Raw genomic sequence first — 18,465 nt, forward strand, 5'->3', positions numbered from 1 at the left:
CGGGGGCCCGATCCGTCCTGACCGTCGAGGGTAACCCCCTCATCGCCGCCCGCGACATCGGCATGGGTCGAGCGCTTTACGTCGGGGTTCCGCTCGCCGCGTGCACGCCGACGATGGAGGCAGCCCTGTGGCGCGACGTGTTCGGCGCCGTGCGTAGGCAGCCGCTCGCCCCCTGGGAGCGACTCGATCCCGCGCAACGGCAGCGTCTCGTCGACCGGCTCAACGCCCTGCCGGAAAGCGCTCCGGCGCGTTCCGGACGACTCGCCCTCGTCACAGTGGTATGGGTGGTCTGTATCAGCGCACTCGCGATGCTCTTCGCTCGTCGTCGCCGATGGGCGGTGGGCGTTGCGCTGGCGCTGTCGGTATGCGCCACCGCAGCGCCGATCGTATGGCGGAGCCGTAATCGCTCCATACCCGCCCAGGAATGGGGTGTCCTCCGCGTCTATCCCGAATCCGGCGATGCCTACTGGCGAGGGACACTGACCGTCGATCCGGTCGACGCCACGTCGTTCGTGATGCCGTTTTCGACGAACCCGAACCCGACCGCGCTATCGGGGGGCCCATCGGGAGTCTGGGTTGCGGACATCCGGGGCGCGGGCGGCACGATCCGCGACGTGTCCACCGGTCCCAATCAGGCGCGGCATTGGGAGGCGCAGGCGTTCGTGCCGTCGCCCGGCAGCCTGTCAGTTGAGACCGACTCTCCCGACGGCTCGCTGCGCCTCACGAACCACATGAACGTCGCCTTCGAGCGAGGGGCCGTGGTCGCTGGGGGCGCAGCCGCTTTCGTCGACGGCTTGCGGGAGGGGGAGAACCGCCCGATTGAGTTCGCTGCCGTCGAGACGCGGCGCTCATTCTGGTCTCAGCTCAGCCTGCCGACGCCGTTGCACAGCTACTGGTCTCGCGAGGGGCTCCTGGATGCTCTGATGACCGGCGACACGACGTATTGGGTAGGGTGGGTGCGGGGGGCGTCCGTGGTTGGCATGCGCGCGAGCTCCGCTCCCGCGCATGCCTTGCTCGTCATCGTGCCGCTTGATATAACAGCCGACCGGATCGAGACGCCGAACATCGCACCGAGCCCAGCGAAGGACACGGAATGACGACCGGTAGAGCCGCATGCGTCGGCATTTACGTCGTGGACGCCCTCGGGCGACCCATCGACAGCGCTCCCGAACGAGGCAAGCTGGTGCTGTTCGACAGCTTGGCGCTCCACACCGGCGGATGCGCCAACAACACGGGCATCGCCTTGGCGCGGCTGGGAGTGCCGGTAACAGCGTACGGCAAGGTGGGCTCCGATGCGTTCGGTGACTTCGTCGTGCAGAACCTTCACGAAAACGGCGTTGACGCCAGCGGCATGTCCCGGACTGCCGAAGTGAGCACGTCGTTCACGTTCGTCGTGGTCTCTAGCGACGGCGAGCGGTCCTTCTACCACACCATCGGTTCCAACGGCGTCTTCTCGGAGACCGATATCGACCGCGACACCATCCTCGGTTCCACGGTCATGCACGTCGCCGGAGCGAACCTGATGCCGCAGCTCGACGGCGCGCCGACCACTCGCTTGATGCACTGGGCGCGCGAAAACGGCATCGTCACGGCTTACGACACGACGTGGGACGCATCCGGCGCGTGGCTCGACAAGATCGGCGAATCGCTCCCCTACGTCGACTACTTCCTGCCGAGCATCGAGGAAGCCCGCGCGATGACCGGACTGCACGACGTCGAAGATGTCGCCGAAGCGCTCCTCGACTTGGGCGTGGGTACGGCGGTTCTGAAGCTGGGCGTTGACGGCAGCTACGTCCGCAACGCGGATGCGACGGTTCGGATGCCGTCGCTGCAGGTGTCCGTCGTCGATACGACCGGCGCGGGCGATGCCTACGTCGGCGGGTTCCTCGCCGGGGTCGCCATGGGATGGGATATGGAGCAATGCGCTCAGCTTGGGACGTGCGCCGGAGCGGCATGCGTCACCGCCATCGGCACGACACCGGGCTTGCGTGACTTGGACGGAACCCTCGAGCTCTGGCGCACCTGTCCGCCGCGCACGTAGACACGTAGAAAGGGATCCGTCGGTGAACCGCGACTGGCTTCCGTTCGGCACGTTCTCGATTGCGGCGCGGGACCCATCCAACGGCGACCTCGGCGTGGCTGTGGCATCGAAGTTCTTCGCCGTGGGCTCGGTGGTTCCCTGGGCGCGGGCTGGTGTGGGCGCAATCGCCACGCAGTCCCACGCGAACACGTCCTACGGTCCTGCCGGGCTGAACCTGCTCGCGGGCGGAGCGCCGCCGGAACTGGTTCTCGCCGAACTCGCCCGGAGCGATCCCGAATCCCGCCTCCGGCAGGTCGGCATCGTCGACGCCCAGGGCAGGTCTGCCACATTCACCGGCGACGGGTGCACGGGTTGGGCGGGCGGCAACGCCCGTCCTAACTGCGCCGTACAGGGGAACATCCTCGTCGGAGCCGTCGTCATCGACGCGATGACGGCAGCCTTTGACGCCGCGCAGGGCGAGTTGGCAGAACGGCTCCTCGCCGCTCTCGAAGCGGGGGATCGGGTCGGCGGCGACTCGCGGGGGAAGCAATCGGCTGCGCTGCTCGTCGTGCGCGCCCACGGCGGGTACGCCGGGTTCAACGATCGCTACATCGACATCCGATCCGATGACCACCCCGAACCGACCGCCGACCTGAAGCGGCTCCTCAGCCTCCGACTCGGACGATGACGCCGTCAGCCCATCCGTGGGGATCGATCGAACTGACCTCGGGGCAGCGACGGGCGCTCGACCAGATCGAGTCGATCCTGGCGTCCGGGCCCCCGAACATGCCCATCTGCATCATCGGGGACTTTGGTTCGGGCAAGACAACGCTCGCCCGATACTGGCTAGCAAGCCATTTCGACGACCCGGAGCGGAGAGTCCATGCGCTGAACCGCGCGCTCCTCGACGCGCTCAAGCGCGAGGGCGATCTCGCGGATTTCGCAGCGGATCCCGACAAGACGCGCGTCTTCCTGCGGATCGCGCTCGCCGACGCCTTGGAGTCGGCGTTCTCTGGTGCCGATGCAGTGGTTCTCGATGCCATCGAGCTGCTTCATGTCTATGCCGTGCCGCTCATTCCCCGCGTTGCTGAGCACGCGCGACGCGGCGTGGTGGCGCTGATCTGCGTGCCGGACAGCCCCAACGAGGGCGTTCGGTACGAGCTCCGACCCTTCGAGTGCCATGTCGTGCGACTCGACTCGTGACCGAGAAGACCCATGTGGAACCAGTTCACAGCCGGGGAAAAGCGCATCTTGGCAGCCCTGATGGTCGTGACGCTCATTGGCGCCGGAGTGAGCCTTGCCCGTCGCGCACGCCCCGAGTGGTTCTACGGACCCCCGGACTTCGTCCTCGACGAGCCCCTGAACGGGGTTGAGAGCGAGGCAGCCGAGGAGCCCGCCTCGCCGGTTCCAAAGCCGCCATCCGCGCCGACCGAGACACAGGTCGCGCCTGCGCCTTCAGCCGCCGACGCCGTGCAGGATCGTGCCACGCGCGTCAACCTGAACACGGCGGACAGCGCCACCCTGCAGACGCTGCCGGGCATCGGGCCCGTGCTCGCCGAGCGGATCATCGCGTATCGCAAGGAGGCGGGAGGGTTCCACAGCGTGGACGACCTGATCGATGTGCGCGGCATCGGACCCAAGACGCTCGGAAAGCTCCGCGACCTGGTCACGGTGGAGCCCTGACGCCTTTCGCGTGTCACTTCGCCGTGGTATCGTGATCCCATGACACGGCTTGCTTGCGCTGAGCGGATCGCTTCTAGCAGGAGCCAGACTTTGGCGTACCAGAAACAGGCAACTCGCGCCCGACTCCTGATCGCCTGTCTCGCCGCCCTCGGATGGCTTTTCGAGGTCGGCTTCGCGCGGTCAGCGACGCCGCTGGTCGAGCTTCAGACGGACCTGCCGCTGCTGAACGCGGGCGACACCTTCCGCGTGAATCTTCGGGTCACCGACGCAACGCCCTTGTTTGGGGCGAGTGCGAAGCTCACGTACGACAGCTCACGATTGGAGTACATCGCGGCTGAGGTCGGCGAGCTCTTCCTGACGGCGGCTCGCTTCCCGCCCTTGATCAGCGTGCTCGAGGCGGGCGGGACGCTCGCGCTGACCACCAGCCGCAACGTCGGCGACTCCGAGGTGTTCCGCGACGGCGTGCTCGTCTCGATCCGCTTCCGCGCAGCTCGGGCAGGGATCGCGACGATGGGTCTCGACGCAGGCAGCATCACGCTGGTCACGAAGTCGGGCGTGCTGGTCGAGGGCTCCGAGCGCGTTCAGACCAAGGGTTTGTCGGTTTCCGTCGGCGCTGGCATGGTGCTGAACCCATCCAGCGGACCCCCTCGGACCGTGGCAACCGTTTCCGCGGCGGGTTTTCTGCCCAATGAAGATGTCCAGATCACGCTCGACGGCGTGGACATCGGAGCGCCGGCACGATCCGACGCCTCAGGGCAGGTGCTCTTCGCGCCGGTTGAGATACCGGACGCACCGGCGAGCGCACGTCCGATCGTGCTCCTAGGCGTCGAGTCGAAACGCCGGTATGAGACGCGCTTCCAGATCGTGCCCACGTTGGATGAGGCGACCGCTGCGTTCGTCGGTCCCGGCGACGTGCTACGCGTGAGCGGCGAGGGCTTCGGGGCGTCCGAGCGGGTGACGTTCCAGATCCAGGGCGTCGCCGTGACGACGATCCTCGGCGGAGATCAGGCGACTGCACAAGGCAAGCTGTCCACGCAGATCGGGCTGCCGAACGACCTGATCGTGGGACCGGCGGAACTGGTCGTCGAGGGCCGAACGTCCCGTCTGAAAGCCTACCGACCGAACTTGACCGTTCAGCCCCGCATCACGACCGTCACGCCACCGATGGGCCCTGCGGGAACCAACGTCCTGATCGCTGCGAGCGGCTTCGCGCCGGGTCAGCAGGCGGACTGCCTCGTCAATGGGCAGGTCGCCGGCACGCAGACCGTGGGAACGCGAGGAACCGTCTCCTTCACCGTGCCGATCACAACGACGCTCGTGCCCCGCAGCGAACGCGCGGCGATCCCGATCATGGTTCGCGCGCCTGGGCTCGTCGCCGCCAGTGCTCCCTTCGTCTACGTCCCCAACGCCACCATCACGGCGGTTACGCCGGAGGGCGGCGACTCGGTCGTCCTTCCTGGCGAGACCGTCCGCGTCACCGGAACCGGGTTCCTCGCCGACGCCGCCGTGACAGCGACCTTCGGCGCGGTTGCCGTGCCGCCCGTCACGGCGAAGGCGAACTCCTTCGGCGAGATCGACGTGCGCCTCTCGATTCCCGCGCAGCCGTCGGGTCCCCAGACGCTGACCGTCCGCACGGGAACCGCAGCCGCCAGCGACAAGAGCCTCACGGTCGCCGGACGGATCACGGACTGGGCGATGGAGGGCGGCTCGTCGCCGAAGATCGGAGCGCTGGGAACCATCCTCGTCGTCCACGGAGCCGGATTCGTCGCCAACGAGACCATCTCATTCGATCTTGGGAGCCTATCGAACGTCCAGACGACCCGGAGCGACGCATCCGGCAGCTTCCGCGCCGCGATCGTGCTGAGGCAGCTTCCGGTCGACCTTCCCGCCGGAGTCGGCGAAGTCGTGGTGCGCGCGCGGGACAAGTCCAACACGGCGCAGACGACCGTGCTGCTCTCCAGTCCCAGCTCCAACGTGCTCGCGACGGCTTCCATCCGCTCGATCCCTGCGACGGCGGCGGAAGGCGATACGATCCATATCGTCGGGCTCGGCTTCGGACACAACCATATCGTCGGGCGTATCCTGCTCGACACGAAGCTCGACGCCCGCCTGTCGCCGCAGGTGCTCCCCGTCGTCGAAGTGGTCGCCGGGACGCGATCCGGCGATCTCATCCTCGCCGACCCGAACGGCGCGTTCGATGTCGTCGTCGCCGTGCCACCGCTGCTGGCTGATGGGCGAGCCGGGGAGAAGGAGGTGCTGGCGGAGTTCCCCAAGGCGACCAGCGGAGCCCCGGCAATCGCCGCCCCTCTGAATCTCGCCGCGTCGGTCCGTGTCACCGATGCCGCTGGGAACCGGGTCACGACGGTCGGCTCCGGCGACTCCGTGTTCATCCAGGCGACGGGGTTCCAGCCGTTCGAGACGCCACAGGTGCAGTTGGGTTCCTCGGGTACCAGCTTCCTCGGCTCGGCGAACCAGCACGGGCAGATCGTGAACCTACCGTACTTCGTGCAGCCGACGTCCGGCGGTGATCAAACGCTACAGGTCCGAGGACTCGCGTCTGGCACGATTGCCGAGACAGTTCTGAAGATCGTTCCCAAGCTCACACTGCTATCGCCGCCGCCGGGCTCCATCGTCACGACAGGGCTGTCCGTCACGGTGCGTGGAGCCGGCTTCCCCGATGGACCCGTGGCGTTCGACATCGACGGCATCGCGCTCACTCCGAGCCCATCGAACGTCACGTCGGTCGGCGGCACGTTCATCGCGTCGTTCACGGTCTTTTCGGGTTCCCTGCCCGTCACAGGCGCGATACGAGCGACCGTCGGCTCGACCCGCGCGTCCTCCGAATCGCTCCGGTTCAGCACTCCGGGCTTGGCGATCACGCCGGCGAGCGGCAGAGCCGGCACGACCGTCAAGGTTCGCGGCGCGTTGGGCAATACGGTGACGTTCGGATCGCAGTCGCTGGGACTGCTGCTGAACAGCCAGTCGGTGGCTGGAGTGTGGGAAGGCGAGTTCGTCGTGCCGTCGGTGCCGGGCGGCAGCTATGTCGTGGTGGTCGGCACTCTACCGGTTGGTTATACCGCGCCCACGTTCGCCGTCACGCCGACCGTCTCGATCAGCCCGACGACGGCGACTCCGGGCGAACGCGTCGCGATCGCGGGTGACGGGTTCGGCGGCGACCGAACGACAACGATCGCCATCGGATCGTCGCGCACTCCGACTGTGCTGCGGTCGCGCTCCGACGGCTCGTTCAGCCTCTCCGTCGTCGTGCCGGCAGGTCCCGGCGGCATCACGCGCGTCGTCGCGTCAGACAACGTGAGCGCTGCGTCCGTCCAGCTCCGCGTGAGACCCGTGCTCCGCGCGGTCGAGCCGGATCCGAAAGCGGTCGTGGACGGCAAGCTCCCCGCCGGAGCCAATCTCGTCCTGATCGGCGATGGCTTCGAGATGAACGAGGAGCTCACGGCAACGGTCGGCGGCACGCCCGTGGTTCCGCGCACACGCTTGGCGGCGGATGCGAACGGCTCGCTGAACGCGACCGTACCGATGCCGGCGATTCCGACGGGGCTGCACGATGTCGCAGTGCGGGGGAGCAGCAGCGGCGAGACCGTATCCCTGACCGCTGCCGTCGGAGCGCTCGCGGTGATCGACGTTCCCAAGCCGTCCAGCGGCGCGCAGGGAACCGTGGTACTCGTCACGGGCTCCGGCTTCGGTGCCCGCGAGATCGTGCGCGTGAAGATCGGGTCCAGTCTCCTCGGCGAGAGCGAGTCGGATGCCTCTGGCACGTTCCGCGTCAACGAGACCTTTGCCGGGATCGAGCCGAATGCCGCCCTGGACGTCACGGCGGTAGGGCTCGCGTCCGATCTCACGGTCGTGCGAGAGAAGGCGTTCACCTTCCGCGACTCGCGCCCACCCACGATCCTGAGCGTCGAAGAGGACAGCAAGGGCAAAACGCTCATCACCGGCGACGTGTTGGCGATCACCGTCGTTCAGAGCGCGGATCCCGAGAAGATCACCGAAGCGACCTACTCCATCGGAACCGTGACCGGGGCGCTCACGGAGTCCAAGACGAACGCCGATGGGACGCGCGTCTGGACAGCGACCGTGACGATCCCCGAAGGAGCATCCGTGGCGGCGCGAGCCGTGGATGTCACGTTGACCGACCTCGGCGGGAACAAGGGACGCCGGAGCACGACGACGCGCGTCACCATCGACGCCGTCATTACGATTACAGTCGGATCCGTGACGGGGTCTCCTGCGACGTCTGGGGAAACCATCGCCGTGACAGCGACCGGCGAACGGGGCGGAACCGCGACATTCTCCATCGCCGGGGTCGCGACCAACGTGCCCATGACCGAGTCCTCCGCTGGAACCTACAAGGGCTCCTACACGGCGAAGGAAGCCGACCGGGTCACGGATGGCGCCCTGTCCGTGGCGTTCGTCGACGCGTCGGGGAACCGGAAGACGCTCGTCGCCGATACGAAGGTGACGATCATCCGGGCGACGGCGTATGCGCTGAACCTCGCCAAGGGACTCAACCTCATCTCGCTGCCAGTCGACGACCCCGGGCTCAAGAAGGCTTCCGATCTCATCGCGCGGCTCGGCACACGGGCGGCGTTCGTGCTGTCCTACGACACGACCCGCAAGCAGACCGTATCCTACGTGCGCGGCGCGCCGACGACGTCCGCCAGCAACGCGGCGATCCGCGCAGGAGCTGCCTATCTCGTCATGATGGAGGGCGCGGCGACGCTCGACATCAAGGGAACGCCCTGGCGCGAAGAGGCGGTTCCCCTGGTTCGCGGCGTCAACTTCGTCGGTCTTGTCGCCGACTCCGGGTACGAGCGGGTATCGGACATCGCGCTCGCTCTGGGCGACTCGATCTCAGCGGTTGTCCACATGGACACGACCAACAGCAGGTTCGTCACGTTCACGCCGCTGTCGGACCCGACTTCGCCGGACAATCGGCGCATGCGCCCAGGAGACGGCGTGCTCATCATCGCAACGACCGCGACGGCGCTGCCAGCCAAGAAGCGCTAGAGCCGCCTCGGTCGAGGTAGATTCAGAAGAGCTCCCAGCGCGTTTTCCTCTCTCCGCTCTGCAAGTACAGCCATTCCCCGGATCGATAGGAGACGTGCCGACGCAGGTGTGCAACACACGTCGGCACAGACTGGTCGAGAGCCTCGTATGCGCGCTGTAGGCTGTTGGCGAGACGAGCGTAGAGGTTCTTGTTCAGTTTCTTCATTTGGTCTCTGGCACGCGTCAGTTCTTCCACATAGAAGGCAGTTGCGTCGAGGTCGCTGCCCGCGGGCGATGACCCCCGGTGCGAGCGAACGTAGCGGATCGAGGCATGGGCATCGGCTTGTGCGTCCAACAAGTCGCGACGTACCTGCTGCGCTTTCTGTTCTTCCTGCGAGACGGCGTCTGGATCCGTCAGAGCCAGCAGCTCCGCGGCAGATACCCATCTACCCTCGTTCAGAATGAGGGTGTGGATGTACGTGAAACCCTTCCGATCCCGCATCCGCGCCTCCTCTTCGCCGAAGCACAGATACCAGTAGTCCCCACCCTCCTTGCGGAACGTATGGTGCTTCTCGTCGCCAACAGGGCTGGCGCCGCGCCGGAGTCCAAGCTCTGACATCGGTCGCTCTGCCATTGGGCGTGCCGTACCGAAGGGTTCCTGCGCGCCTTCTGTAGGTTCGAGCGCCGCGTCGAGAACCGTCGTCTTCGGATGCGAGGGTTCTTGGTTCTCCACATCCGCGCTGAAGCGAGCGCCACAAAGCTGCGCACCCGCGAGAATGGCGTCGTCGAGGCATGCGCCACGGAGATCGGCACCTCGAAGCGAGGCGCCTGTCAAGTTGGCACCACGTAGATTGGCGCTGCGGAGATCAGCTCCCTCTAGGTCGGCGCCCCGAAGGTCCGCCTCTTCAAGGTCCGCGTTTTGGGCGTTGACTCGCCGAAGGCTCGTTCTTCTTGCACTCATTGCTTCTGCCACACCAGATGTGTCCGGAGATCACCCCCTCGACTCCGGCTTAACCCACCGCGCGTCCACTCGCCCCGCCCCGGAACACTGCCCGCATCTCTGTCGAATGCTATGGACGGCGCCGTGGTCAAGACACATCACGTTCACTGATGAGATACGGCAGAAGACTGTGATCGACCTCACGTCACTGTGTCAGCGCATGGAAAGGGAACGAGACGAGGCAGTCCAGGTGAGGTCACGGCTTGGGCAGCGCCCAGACGGTATGGATCCAGAATCGTACCAGGCTCTCAGCAAGCGACAAGCAGCCGACGTAGGAAGTCGGTTTGACGAGACATGCGTTCGCATGCTCCTGATAGGCTTGTCGGATTGTGACGACATCTTCTCCGTCGGTCATAGCAACGACCGGGATCTCGCGCAGAGATGGCGTAGATTTCATCCTTCTGAGCAACGCGAGTCCGTCGCCGTTACCCACGTGCAAGTCAAGGAGCATGACGCTGACGGGAGTGGCTGCTGACGCGATTGTAGCCAGCGCTGCGGCTGGCTCGTGTGCGGTATCTATGTCGCCTGTGAAACCTGCGTCACGGAGAGCTTCACCGATGAGCACCGTGTCAGATCGGCTGTCGTCGACAAGCAGGATCCGACTTAGACGGTCCCTGAGCGATGCAATAGAAGAGCACTTGTCTGCCACGGTAACATATGCCAAGCGTTCCATTGGCGCTGCTATCTCAGCGACTTGAGGGCATTCCGTGCGGTGACGCTTCATACTTCATCTTGCATCTATGTGCTACAGGGAGCATAACTGGGAGATACGTCTCGCGTTGGACATCAGCGGCCTGTACGATGCTTACCGAAGATGGCATGGGTTGCATCGAGGTCGCTGCAATCTTGTCCGTGCATGGGTCGCCGGGCTGGTCGACAACGGTGGAGATCGGCGACCGCCGTTGATACTGAGCGCAGACGTTTCCCCGAACTTCGGAGCCGCAACGGGCGATGGACCACGCATCCTGGATGCCGCTCGAGGTCGCGTTGGGCGTGGGAACGCTCATCTCGACGGGCGTACTCGGATGGATCGTGCTCCTGCGGAACGCGCGAAGCTGGACGAATCGCCTGTTTGCCGTCCTGGCGTCTCTGATCTGCATTTACACCGTCCTGAACTTCCTGTCTCTGCATCCGTCGCTTACGGGCGGACACCAGCTTTTCTGGATCCGCGCCGTGATGTTTGCCACGTCGTTCATCTGCCCGACGCTCCTGCTGTTCGTGCACACATTCCCCGGCGCTCAAATAGACATGCCGTGGTCGATGCGAGTGCCGCTCATCGCCTTGATGACTGCCAGCGGCGCGCTATCGCTCACGCCACTCGTGTTCGTATCGCTTTCCTACGCCAACTCCGAGGCGATCCCCGTACCCGGTCCTGGCATGCCAGTCTGGGTACTCAACTCCGGGGGTCTCCTCATCATCACATTCGTGGTCCTTGGACTTCGATACCGAAGGCGTCGGGACGCCGAACGCGCTCGATACCGTCTCCTCCTCATCGGGATCGTCGCGACGTTCACCTGCATGTTCACATCGACCAACGTCGCCATCATCGCGTTCAACACGTCACGGTTTGTGTTCCTGGGACCGCCGTCGTTCGTCATGCTCGTCGTCTGCGTCACGTATGCGATCGTGCAGTATCAGTTGTTCGGCATCCGTTTGGCAGCCATCTACGCCTTGCTGGCGATGCTCTTCATACTCGCCGTGGCGAACGTCAGTGCGAACCAGTCCTATTCCGGGATGGCAATGGATTCGGTCGTATTCATCGGATGCGTCGTGACAGGAACGCTGCTGATTCGAGCATTCCACGCGGAGACGCGTCATCGATCCAGGCTCGAGCAGAGCGCACAGGAGCTTCGTCACGCCAATGAACGCTTGTCCGCCTCCAACGCCGAGTTGGAGCGCTTTACGCACGTCGCGTCGCACGACTTGCGGGAACCGCTTCGGGCGGTCATTGCCTATGGCGAGCTGTTCGAGCGACGCTACGTCAGGCTTTTGGACGAAGCCGGCATCGAGTTCTTAGGCTTTCTGGTCGGCGGCGCGCGCCGTATGGAGCGGCTTGTCGAAAGCCTGCTGACGCTGGCGCGCGTCGAAACGCGTGGTGGGACATTCGTCAATACGGATGTTGGCGAAGTGGTTCATCATGTCCGCAACGCACTGTCCGTGCAGATCGCTGAGACACAAGGCGAAATCCGCGTGGACCGACTCCCGATGATCCGAGCCGACCCCACACAGATCGCACAAGTTTTTCAGAACCTGATCGCCAACGCGCTCAAGTTTTGTGGACCCGGACCGCCTCTGGTCATCGTCTCATCGGAGCGCCTCTCGGATGCATGGCTTTTCCGCGTGCGCGACAATGGGATCGGCATCGACCCGCGTTTCCACGATCAGGTGTTCGAGACGCTCCGCCGACTCCACACGCACGAAGAATACGAAGGCACCGGCATCGGGTTGGCAGTGTGCAAGAAGATCGTGCAGCGGCACGGTGGACGGATCTGGGTCGAGTCGGAGATCGGACGCGGATCGACGTTCCTGTTCACCATCCCGGATCGAATCCCCGGCGAGCAGTGTGCGGTCGAGCCCTCAGCTCAGGCTGACCTCAATGGAGTAACCAACCAGGGCTGTTTCACGAATGTATGAGTCCTCTGAGTTGCCATGCTTGCTGGGGTTTGGCTGCGAATCGTCGAGTCGCTCGGGCGACGTTGTCGACTCCGTTGAGGCGCAGGAATCCCAGCAAACAGGCTCTTACCGTCGCCAAGACGCGGGGCGTAGCTCCGCAACGGACTTGGGATCGATCCTCGTCATAGGTGACGTCTCGGACTCGATGGTTGCGGTTCTCGATGTGCCAGTGCTGTCGGCGGAGGCGAAGCAGCACTTCGGGAGAACCGATTGTCGCGTCCAGACTCGTCAGACCTACCTCTACCTGCCGACGCGTTTGACCATGGCGCGTGGTTTCCCGCTGGAGGTGGTAGGCTTGCGTAGCATTGGGCCAATCGTAGACGTGGGCGATGTAGTCGCCGAGCTCCGGACTGACCGTGAGCCGACGCCTCTCCCAGCGTCCTCGGTTCCGCTCGATGGTCTGGGCGGATCGTCGTGTGATCGCCAGCCCGTCTGCGTCCTCGAACAAACGCATCAGTTCTCGTCGAAGCGCCGGATGGTTGTCTTTGACCGGCATCAGGTAGTCGCCTCCCGAGTCACGGATCGCCTGCGCCAAGCCACGCTGAGTCAGGAGCGCGTCCACGGTCACCACACAGTGGTCCAGCCGCAACCCCTTGGCCAACTGCTCGGCGACGGGAATCTCGTTGGTCTTGTCGTCCACCGCCGCTTCCGACCAGACCAGCCCGATGTCGTGCAGCACCATCGAGAGGATATGGCAGCCACGGGCGCCCCGCTTCCTGCTGCCCCGGAGCGTCTTGCCATCCATCGCCAGAGCCGTCGGCGAATGGCTCTTGGTGTCCGTCCACTCCCGAGCCCAAGCGTGGAGGATACCTGCGAAGGCTTCCCAATCGAGTCGGCGCAGCACTCGGGAGAACGTCGCCGCACAGGGCGTCTCGGATCGCTCATATCCCAAGGCTTGGGTATACTCGGCGTGCAGCCGTCCCCATTCCGCGATCGCACGAGGACCTTGCGCGCCACAAAGAACCGCGAAGCACAACTGCAGCAGGATCGCCGCCAGAGGATGCTGCACCTTCGACGCTTGGCGTGGATCCGATACAAGCGCTAATCTCTCTGCGAGCGATGGAAGTCGTTGCATCGTGATGATTCCTTTCTCACCCATGACCCATCATCACGATTCTTCCATCGCTCAACCATTCGTGAAACAGCCCTGGTAACCAACAGGAAGGCTTGACACGATGGCGGACCCGTCCACAGGCGACGCCGGTAGAGCTCCCGATCTCAGCGCCAGGCATGTGCCTCTTCCCACCCCATCTGCGTTCTCGCTCTTGCCATTCGAGGAACAGGCGCTGTACCTGTGCCGAGTGGCGCATCTGGCGCCAAGCACACACAACACGCAGCCTTGGCGGTTTCGGATCGACCCTCGACGCGCATCGATCGAGCTATACCTCGACCGCGTCGCCGTATTGCCCGAATCCGATCCCAAGGGCAGGCAGGCGACCATCAGCGTCGGCTGCGCGCTTGAGAGTCTCGTCGTCGCAGCGGAGTGCTATGGCTTGGCGTCAGGGGTCAGCCTGTGTCAGCCAGACCGGGATACGATTCGACCGCTTGAGGACGACCAACCCGATCCGTTGGTCCATCTTGCGACGGTTCAGGTACAGCGGGCTCCTGAGCTTCAACCGTTGGGCGCGGACGATCCGCGCATCCGAGCCATGATCTCGCGCAGAATCGTCCGCGCCGAAATGGATGCGTCCACGCCAGTGCCGCCGTCCCTCGTCCAAGCGCTCACGTCACGATCGCTCGATGGCTTCGCCCATATCCATGCGCTGTCGTCGTCGAGCGTCGCAAAGCGGCTCTTGGCGGAGCTTCAGGGGCAGGCAGACGCGTTCGTCATCAACTCGAGCACGTTCCGACAGGAGCTTGCGTCGTGGTTGTTGCCCAACGACACGCACCTGGATGTCGGCATGCCTGGCATCGGGTTCGGACTCAACGACGACGAAGCGCGACGGATCCACGATGGCTTGGCTGGGCGGATTCCGCTGCGCCCGGAAGACGGTCTCAAGTTCTCCTTGGCTGGCAAGCGCGGTATCGACAGTTCGCCACTCGTCTTGTTGGTGGTCGTGCCGCGAGACGAGGTCGTGGAGTGGCTGAAGGCGGGTCGGGCGATGCAGTGCGCACTACTCGACCTGGAACGTGAAGGGTTCCACGCCGCCATCCACGCTGCCGTGGCGGAAGTACCGCTCATCCGAAGCATGTTCCGTTGGGCAGGAGCCGATGGTGCGCTGGTCTGCGTCGTACGAGCCGGCAGAGCGCGTAACTCGGAGCATGCGAGGCGCCCCTACAGCCCTCGCCAACCCATCGACCGCGTCATGCTAGACGACCTTTCTCAGGAGTAGGTCCACGCCTGGAAGGTGTGTTTGTTGATACGGGCGCGCGGCGGATACACGGCGCCAAGTCGCAAGCGAGCAATCGTCTCTGCGGCAATCGCACCCGCCATGGCAGCCGTCGATCCGAGTTGCGGTACGACCGTCGCCGTCGGCACCTCACTCCGTCCGGCGAGGATATCGCCGAGCTCGTCGCTGCGGTACCCTGGACCGACGAGCGCATCCGCAAACGCGAAGAAGCACGCACGGTCGCTCGGATTGTCCTCGAGTTGGTCGAGAGCGCGGTACACGTCGTCGTCTGACACGCCAAACGCCAGCGGGAAATCGGGGTTCCTGTCGTACGGCAGCACGTCCAACTGCACGCACGATCCGATATCCGTCAGCATGATCAACGGGACGCCGTTCGAGCGACATTCCTCCCTGAGCCGAACCTTCGTTCTCGGGTCATCGACTTCGTCCACGACGACGCTGGCAGCCGGCTCCTCGTCGTTCCCGAGGATGAACCGGCGGATCGTCTCCTCGGTGATCCCCTCGTCATAGACGTAGACCGTCACATACGGATCGATCGAGTAGACCTGCGAGGCAGCGACGCGCGCCTTGTTCCTGAGAGCCGGTGTAAGAGGACTGGGGCGCTGATCGTTGGCATCAACCAGGTCGGAATACGTCAGTCGGACTCGGTTGACGTTCTCCATCTTGAAGACCATCTTGTCGGCGATTTTCAGATGGCTCGGTCGCATGTCCATCGCCACGCTGTGCAGGATGTTGTTGCCGACGCTCCCGCCTGCGACGGCGACGGTTGTGTTCTCGAAGACACGTTGTATCGACTCCCACGTCATCTCTCGACGTGGATCGGTCACCAGTTTGGAGTTGCTCGCGACGGCGACGACGCGGTGCCAATATCGAGAACAGTAGCGGACAAGCTCGTTCCGGTCGGCGTAGTACGCGTAGGTTCCATAATCTATCGCCCCGTCGCCGGCGCGGAGGACGGCGTCCGAGTAGCGCTCCCATTCCGAGTTGAACCGGTCCCGCAGCGTCTCAGACGACCCAAGAACCGGCGAGATGACTGAAGAGGTGAGTCGCTCGTTGAGTCCGAACATGGTCGGTTGCGTCACATCGTATTGGCTCGATGGCGGTATGCACGACGTGCGTCCGCCTTCGTGACGAATCACGGCAGTGCCGTCCGCTTGGAAGGATATTTGACCCAATCGGTGGGCTGTTGGCGCGTCGAACAGCCGAGGCTTTCCGGGGAGATTCGCGTATGCCTGGCGCTCCACCTCCTCCAGCATGCCGTCGATTTCGTCGCTCCAAGCGCGGGCATCGAAGATGTACAGAACAGGCTCGTCCTCAACGACGCGGTCGAGATATGCCCGCAGCCGCTCCCCAGTGATCCTCGCACCCACGAGCTCGCCACGCGCTGTCAACAGGCTTCCGAGCTGTCTCGATTGTGTGAGTCGCACTAAGTTGCTGCCCAGTTCGACGTCGTCGAGTCCGAGGTAGTGCCGCAGCGTAGCGCGAGTCAAAACGCCCTGCGCCAGCAGATCGCCGAGCACCCTTGCCAGTTGGCGCACATCCAGGAAGTACCCGGGGTAATGGTACGCCTCTGCGGATCGGTCGAGCTTCACATCTCGCACGGAAGCAAGGCCGAGCATATCAGCCCCAGTCGTATACCGCGGCACCACCCTCCCGTCTGCGTTCCGTACTGAGAACGCCGACGCAAGCAGCTTGGGATGGCATAAACCGGTGAGATACCGCCACGAACCCCCGTATCTCCGCATCACGTATCCATGCGCCATCGCGAATGCTGCGGCGCTGTACCGAAGCGCCCGACGCGAGTTCGCCTTCCCATCTCCCGCCTCGGTTCCCACGGTATAGGCTGGAATCGCCGACATCCGCGATATGGACACGAGACCGGATAGCCCCGATCTGTCGGAGCCGAGAAGAGCCGTCTCGATCACGTTGCCAACTGGCTGATCCTTGCAGATGCAGTTGTTCAGGTCGGCGTTGCCGTGAGGCAGCCCGTCGCTCGGCACGAACCGAATCGTGAACCACTCCTCCATCGGGAGGGCTGCGTGCGCCGTGTGGCATGTGAATGTGGTTCGCACAAGGCATACGGACGACTTGGCGTCGTACTCGTCCGTCACGGGCACGGGACCATATCTGTCGAACGATCCACGCGCCGCCCAGACGAGGTCTCGCGCGGCGCTATCGTTCCATTCGGGGTCGTAGAGGGCTTTGGCTTCGTACAGACTCATCTCTGCCGACGCTAGCCTCAGCGCGGCGTCAGGCTGCGACAGGCTCTGCCCGAGACGATACAGCTCGTGATGCGAGGCCCCGTGCTCGCAGCTCTCGCTGCTGGGCGTGGCAAGTATCCCAGGTTGTGATACGGACATAGAGTCGCCTCCACACGATGGTCCAGAGATCGAGTCGGACACCATGGAAGGGACCACGCCGTATCATGGCGCAGACTATGCCGGGCTCCCGCGTCGGCAACGCGCGGCGTAGCGGTTGGCGCTTCTTCGTTGCATGAGCCTAGGAGCGCAGCTATACTATGGATTGGATCGTTCGGCGCCTGACTTGGCGTTTCGATCAGATCGCGAAGCGCACGGCCGAGGAGGCGGGTGATGCTTGCAGCACAGCCCCAGATGGGCCGGATGGCTGTTCTTTACGTCGAGGACAGCGCTCCCGATGCGACGTACATGAAGGAGTTGCTTGGGGAGGCCCTCGGTGGCGCTGTTGACGTCACGTGCGTCGAGGACCTCGGGAAAGCCCTTCGATACCTGCGAACGTTTCGGCCGACCGTCATTCTGTTGGACCTGTACCTACCCGACAGCTCGGGGCTGGAGACGGTCTCGCAACTCCATGCAGTCGCGCCTGGTTTGCCGATTGTCGTCGTGAGTGGCGCCGACGAGGAGTCTTTGCTCGCAAATGCCGTCGAGGCAGGAGCTCAGGACTACCTGCTCAAGGGTCACATCGACCAAGAGCGGCTGCTGCACACGATCCGATTCGCTATCGAGAGGCAGCGGATCCAGAACGAAAGATTCGTAAGCCTCGAGGAAGCTGCGCGTCTCCTGAATCCAAGGAGACTGTCGTCCATCGAAGCCAACGTAGACTCCCTCCTGGACCGACTCGGGCAACCCCCAGACCGAGACACCGACTGACTGAACGCGCCGCTAGATCACGGCTCAGCGTCCTCTGAACCAGCCGCTGAGCTCCGCGAACGGTCCGTGCTCGGGCCCGTGTCGCTCTACACGTGGCTGGCGCAGCAAGGGTGTGGTTCCTGCCAACGGTTCCATCCGAACGAATGACGCCCACTGGCGATCTCTGGAAGCTGCTCGGCAAGGGGGTCCGTCGAACCCGGAGTGCTGCCAGGTTTTCGTGCGATACCGAAAACCAGCGTCCACGAAGAGCATCCGAAGCTCCCGAGCGATTCCGCTCGTCATCGCACGATGGTATGATGGCAAGGGATTGGCAGACGCGAAGCCACTGCCATTCGCTTCGCCCTTGTCCGGGCAGACTGAGGCGCATACACGGAAGCCATGGAGGATTCGACGACGGGAGGAACCGCCGCCCGGCGCGTGTCGGCGCTAGGGCATGTGCCGGGGAGAGAACATGGCGTTGGCATCGTATCGCAAGACGATACAACGCGTGCTTGGCGCTGGCTGGGAACCTAACAACGGGTGGCGTGCCTGGCGGGAGTCGAACCCGCGGCCTTCAGATCCGGAGTCTGACGCTCTATCCACTGAGCTACAGGCACACCG

General features: G+C 64.3%; 12 protein-coding genes and 1 tRNA gene. 8 read left to right on the plus strand and 5 right to left on the minus strand.

Annotation, left to right across the window (positions count from 1 at the left end):
* Positions 1-1,093: 1,093 nt before the first annotated feature.
* The 5 genes from FJZ36_03425 to FJZ36_03445 all read left to right on the plus strand — a co-directional run bounded on the left by FJZ36_03425 (position 1,094) and on the right by FJZ36_03445 (position 8,734).
* The gene (locus tag FJZ36_03425) at positions 1,094-2,041 is read left to right on the plus strand and encodes a carbohydrate kinase family protein (GenBank protein ID MBM3213950.1); all 948 of its coding nucleotides are present in this window, start codon (positions 1,094-1,096) and stop codon (positions 2,039-2,041) included.
* Positions 1,866-2,708: a DUF1028 domain-containing protein gene (locus FJZ36_03430; protein ID MBM3213951.1), complete on the plus strand. Its 843-nt coding sequence runs from the start codon at positions 1,866-1,868 to the stop codon at positions 2,706-2,708. Before FJZ36_03425 ends, FJZ36_03430 begins: the two co-directional genes overlap by 176 nt.
* Positions 2,705-3,223 carry a hypothetical protein gene (locus FJZ36_03435; protein MBM3213952.1) on the plus strand — a complete coding sequence of 173 codons (519 nt, stop codon included), beginning with the start codon at positions 2,705-2,707 and terminating at the stop codon, positions 3,221-3,223. The genes FJZ36_03430 and FJZ36_03435 overlap by 4 nt, the downstream gene beginning before the upstream one ends.
* A gap of 12 nt (positions 3,224-3,235) precedes the next feature.
* A complete protein-coding gene (locus tag FJZ36_03440; GenBank protein ID MBM3213953.1) occupies positions 3,236-3,703 on the plus strand; it encodes a helix-hairpin-helix domain-containing protein in 468 nt (155 codons plus the stop codon).
* A 90-nt stretch (positions 3,704-3,793) separates the two neighbouring features.
* Entirely contained in the window at positions 3,794-8,734 is a 4,941-nt protein-coding gene (locus FJZ36_03445; protein ID MBM3213954.1) for a hypothetical protein, read from the plus strand.
* Positions 8,735-8,756: 22 nt separating this feature from the next.
* Here the strand turns inward: FJZ36_03445 and FJZ36_03450 are convergent, their stop codons facing one another.
* A complete protein-coding gene (locus FJZ36_03450; protein MBM3213955.1) occupies positions 8,757-9,674 on the minus strand; it encodes a pentapeptide repeat-containing protein in 918 nt (305 codons plus the stop codon).
* Between the two features lie 235 nt (positions 9,675-9,909).
* Positions 9,910-10,437, minus strand: a complete 528-nt coding sequence (locus tag FJZ36_03455) for a response regulator (protein ID MBM3213956.1) — start codon at positions 10,435-10,437, stop codon at positions 9,910-9,912.
* 227 nt (positions 10,438-10,664) lie between these two features.
* On the opposite strand from FJZ36_03455, the gene FJZ36_03460 reads away from it, so the two are divergent.
* Positions 10,665-12,347, plus strand: coding sequence for a hypothetical protein (locus FJZ36_03460; protein MBM3213957.1), 1,683 nt, complete (start codon positions 10,665-10,667; stop codon positions 12,345-12,347).
* Here FJZ36_03460 and FJZ36_03465 read toward each other — a convergent pair.
* Entirely contained in the window at positions 12,334-13,485 is a 1,152-nt protein-coding gene (locus FJZ36_03465) for an ISAs1 family transposase (protein ID MBM3213958.1), read from the minus strand. The genes FJZ36_03460 and FJZ36_03465 overlap by 14 nt on opposite strands.
* 76 nt (positions 13,486-13,561) lie before the next feature.
* Here FJZ36_03465 and FJZ36_03470 point away from each other — a divergent pair, with 76 nt between their 5' ends.
* Positions 13,562-14,719: a hypothetical protein gene (locus tag FJZ36_03470; GenBank protein ID MBM3213959.1), complete on the plus strand. Its 1,158-nt coding sequence runs from the start codon at positions 13,562-13,564 to the stop codon at positions 14,717-14,719.
* Here the strand turns inward: FJZ36_03470 and FJZ36_03475 are convergent.
* Positions 14,710-17,154 carry a hypothetical protein gene (locus FJZ36_03475; protein MBM3213960.1) on the minus strand — a complete coding sequence of 815 codons (2,445 nt, stop codon included), beginning with the start codon at positions 17,152-17,154 and terminating at the stop codon, positions 14,710-14,712. The genes FJZ36_03470 and FJZ36_03475 overlap by 10 nt on opposite strands.
* 174 nt (positions 17,155-17,328) lie before the next feature.
* Between FJZ36_03475 and FJZ36_03480 the strand changes: the two genes are divergently transcribed.
* Positions 17,329-17,865, plus strand: a complete 537-nt coding sequence (locus FJZ36_03480) for a response regulator (GenBank protein ID MBM3213961.1) — start codon at positions 17,329-17,331, stop codon at positions 17,863-17,865.
* A gap of 520 nt (positions 17,866-18,385) precedes the next feature.
* On the opposite strand, the gene FJZ36_03485 is transcribed toward FJZ36_03480, so the two are convergent.
* Positions 18,386-18,461, minus strand: a tRNA-Arg gene (locus tag FJZ36_03485).
* Positions 18,462-18,465: the final 4 nt, after the last annotated feature.

This window comes from Candidatus Poribacteria bacterium (genome assembly GCA_016866785.1).
Lineage (GTDB): Bacteria > Poribacteria > WGA-4E.